We start from the raw sequence: 2,865 nt of genomic DNA on the forward strand, positions 1-2,865 counted from the left end.
CTCTTTAGAGGGCCACCACTAGAGAAAGACCCTTATAGGGTCAGAGCAAACCACCCGTTCTACGGGTGGTTATGATTTATAAAATAATTTTCTAGGTATGATAAAAATCATTGGTTAATTGCTTAGAAATTTAGTATAATCATATCAATAATTATAAAATTCTATAGAATTTAAAAGTTTCATGAAGTGGAGAGGAGAGTGTATATGTCACATTATATAGATTTAAACAGTGATTTAGGCGAAAGTTTCGGTAATTATACATTAGGCATGGATAGTGAAGTATTAAATCACGTTACAAGTGCTAATGTCGCCTGCGGTTGGCATGCTGGAGATCCTCTCATTATGGAGGCCACAGTACGTATGTGTAAGGAAAAGGGCGTAGCTGTAGGGGCACATCCTGGCTATCCTGATTTGATGGGCTTTGGGCGCCGTGCTATGGCGGTGAATCCAGCTGAGGCAAAAGCGTATATGATGTATCAATTAGGTGCTTTACAAGCCTTTTGCGATAGTCATGGTGTTACATTACAACACATGAAGTTGCATGGTGCCTTTTATAACACAGCCTGTGTCACACCTGCATTGGCTGACGCCGTACTAGATGGGTTGCAAGCAGTAAATCCTAATGTTGCAGCTATGGTCTTAAGCGGTAGCTATATTGCTAAAGAGGCGCAACGTCGAGGTATCCCTGTGATTCAGGAGGTTTTTGCGGACCGTGGTTATACTGATGAAGGCACACTTGTACCTCGCACTGAACCAGGGGCTTTTATCAAAGATCCTCAAGAGGCTCTTGAACGAGTTCTTATGATGGTCAAAGAAGGAAAAGTAATAACCAATACGGGGAATACCATAGATATTGTGGCAGATTCTATCTGTGTTCATGGTGATAATCCAGAAGCGATAGCTTTCACACAGTATATTCGTGAAGGTCTCACGAAAGCGGGCGTAACGGTAGCTAATTTCCAAGAGCGCAAAAAATAAGTATTGTATATAGTATTAGTTCTATGTGGAGGTTCTTATGAAACCAATTACAGGTAAAGCTAGTTTCTCTGTCCTGTTAGGGGCAGCATTCTTGATGGCCACGTCCTCTATTGGACCGGGCTTTATGTTACAAACAGCGGCGTTTACAAATGAGCTAAAAGCAGATTTTGCATTTGCCATTGTTGTATCCGTTATTTTCTCTATTATTGCACAGCTTAATGTGTGGACTATCATTGGCGTATCCCAAATGCGGGGCCAAGATATTGCGAATAAAGTATTGCCAGGTCTAGGTTATTTTGTGGCATTTTTGATTTCCCTTGGGGGCCTAGCTTTTAATATTGGTAATATCGGTGGTGCGTCCATGGGTCTCAATATCATCTTTGGTATTGATACGACTACAGCGGCTGCTATTAGTGGTATTCTAGGTATTTTACTGTTTGCATCTAAGAAAATGGGTGGTGTACTGGACAATACGGCAAAAGTACTTGGTACAGTTATGCTTGTTTTGATTGGTTATGTAGCATTTTCTACAAATCCTCCAGTAGGTGAAGCCGTTACTCATGCTATAGTGCCTACACATTATCCTTGGCTTGCTACGATTACTCTTATCGGTGGTACTGTAGGTGGTTATATTACCTTCTCTGGTGGTCATCGTCTTATCGACGCTGGTATTACAGGTCAAGAGCACTTGAAAGATGTACGCCGTGCAGCGATTATGGGTATGTCTGTAGATGCCTTAGTTCGTGTGCTATTATTCTTAGCTGTTCTTGGTGTAGTATCCATGGGCTTTGTGCTAGATCCTAAAGATCCTGCTGGCTCTGCATTCCTATTAGGTGCTGGTGAAATTGGTCATAAATTATTTGGTATCGTATTCTTCTGTGCTGCATTAACCTCTGTTGTAGGTGCCGCATACACATCTGTATCCTTCCTTAAAACATTGTTTAAAGTGGTAGAACGAAATGAAAAATTGACTATCATGTCCTTTATCTTCATTTCTACATGTATTTTAATCTTCATTGGTAAACCAGCAACTCTATTGATTTTGGCTGGTTCTGTAAACGGTTTGATTTTGCCTGTTACGTTGGCGGTTATGCTCTTTGCAACGCATAAATCTGAAATCGTAGGGGCATACAAACACAATAAATTATTATATTACACAGGTTGGATTGTAGTGCTTGTAACATCTTATATTGGTGTAACATCTTTGAAAGGCATTGCTAAACTTCTAGGTTAATTTAATATCCGTGAAAGCACCATTATGTTCGTATCGAATGTAATGGTCCTTTCAGGTTATACAGGGAGGTACATATGAAGCCTACAATTTCACCTGTAGGTGATCGGGCTATCTCTATTGATTTTGGTCAAGTGATCGATCCAAAGATTAATCGACATATTAGACAAACTATAGAGCGAATTAAAGAGCTGCAGCTCGATGGAATTATTGAACTAGTTCCTACTTACTGTGCATTGCTCGTAGAATATGATGCAATGCTATATTCTTATTCTGAAATTTGTAACATTATTGAGCCCACATTAGAAGAAGGTACGACTGATACGACAAATGAACTGGTCACAGTTGTTGAAGTTCCTACCGTATATGGTGGTGAATTTGGACCTGACCTTAGTTTTGTAGCATCTCACAATCATTTAAGTGAGGATGAGGTCGTATCTATTCATAGTGGCACTGATTATTTAGTATATATGCTAGGCTTTATCCCTGGCTTTACCTATTTAGGTGGGATGGATCCACGCATTGCAACGCCTCGTTTGTCTTCGCCTAGAACCTTGATTCCCGCTGGCTCTGTAGGGATTGCAGGGGAACAGACAGGTACCTATCCATCTGACTCTCCAGGGGGCTGGCAAATCATTGGTCGTACGCCTGTGACC

At 40.8% G+C, this 2,865-nt stretch carries 3 protein-coding genes; all 3 read left to right on the forward strand.

What is annotated here, in order from left to right:
• The first annotated feature begins 204 nt into the window (after positions 1-204).
• Complete coding sequence (locus tag Q0F90_RS08565) at positions 205-978, forward strand: LamB/YcsF family protein (RefSeq protein ID WP_296004765.1); 774 nt, start codon at positions 205-207, stop codon at positions 976-978.
• A 37-nt stretch (positions 979-1,015) separates the two neighbouring features.
• Entirely contained in the window at positions 1,016-2,212 is a 1,197-nt protein-coding gene (locus tag Q0F90_RS08570) for an NRAMP family divalent metal transporter (protein ID WP_296004767.1), read from the forward strand.
• A 74-nt stretch (positions 2,213-2,286) separates the two neighbouring features.
• A partial coding sequence (pxpB, locus tag Q0F90_RS08575; protein WP_296004769.1) for a 5-oxoprolinase subunit PxpB occupies positions 2,287-2,865 on the forward strand: 579 nt, incomplete at its 3' end.

The organism is uncultured Veillonella sp., assembly GCF_934190855.1.
Taxonomy (GTDB): Bacteria; Bacillota; Negativicutes; order Veillonellales; family Veillonellaceae; genus Veillonella.

Excerpts from the sequence above, each read along its gene's own strand:
- Q0F90_RS08565 (WP_296004765.1), top strand. The coding sequence starts at position 205 with ATGTCACATTATATAGATTTAAACAGTGATTTAGGCGAAAGTTTCGGT.
- Q0F90_RS08570 (WP_296004767.1), top strand. The coding sequence starts at position 1,016 with ATGAAACCAATTACAGGTAAAGCTAGTTTCTCTGTCCTGTTAGGGGCA.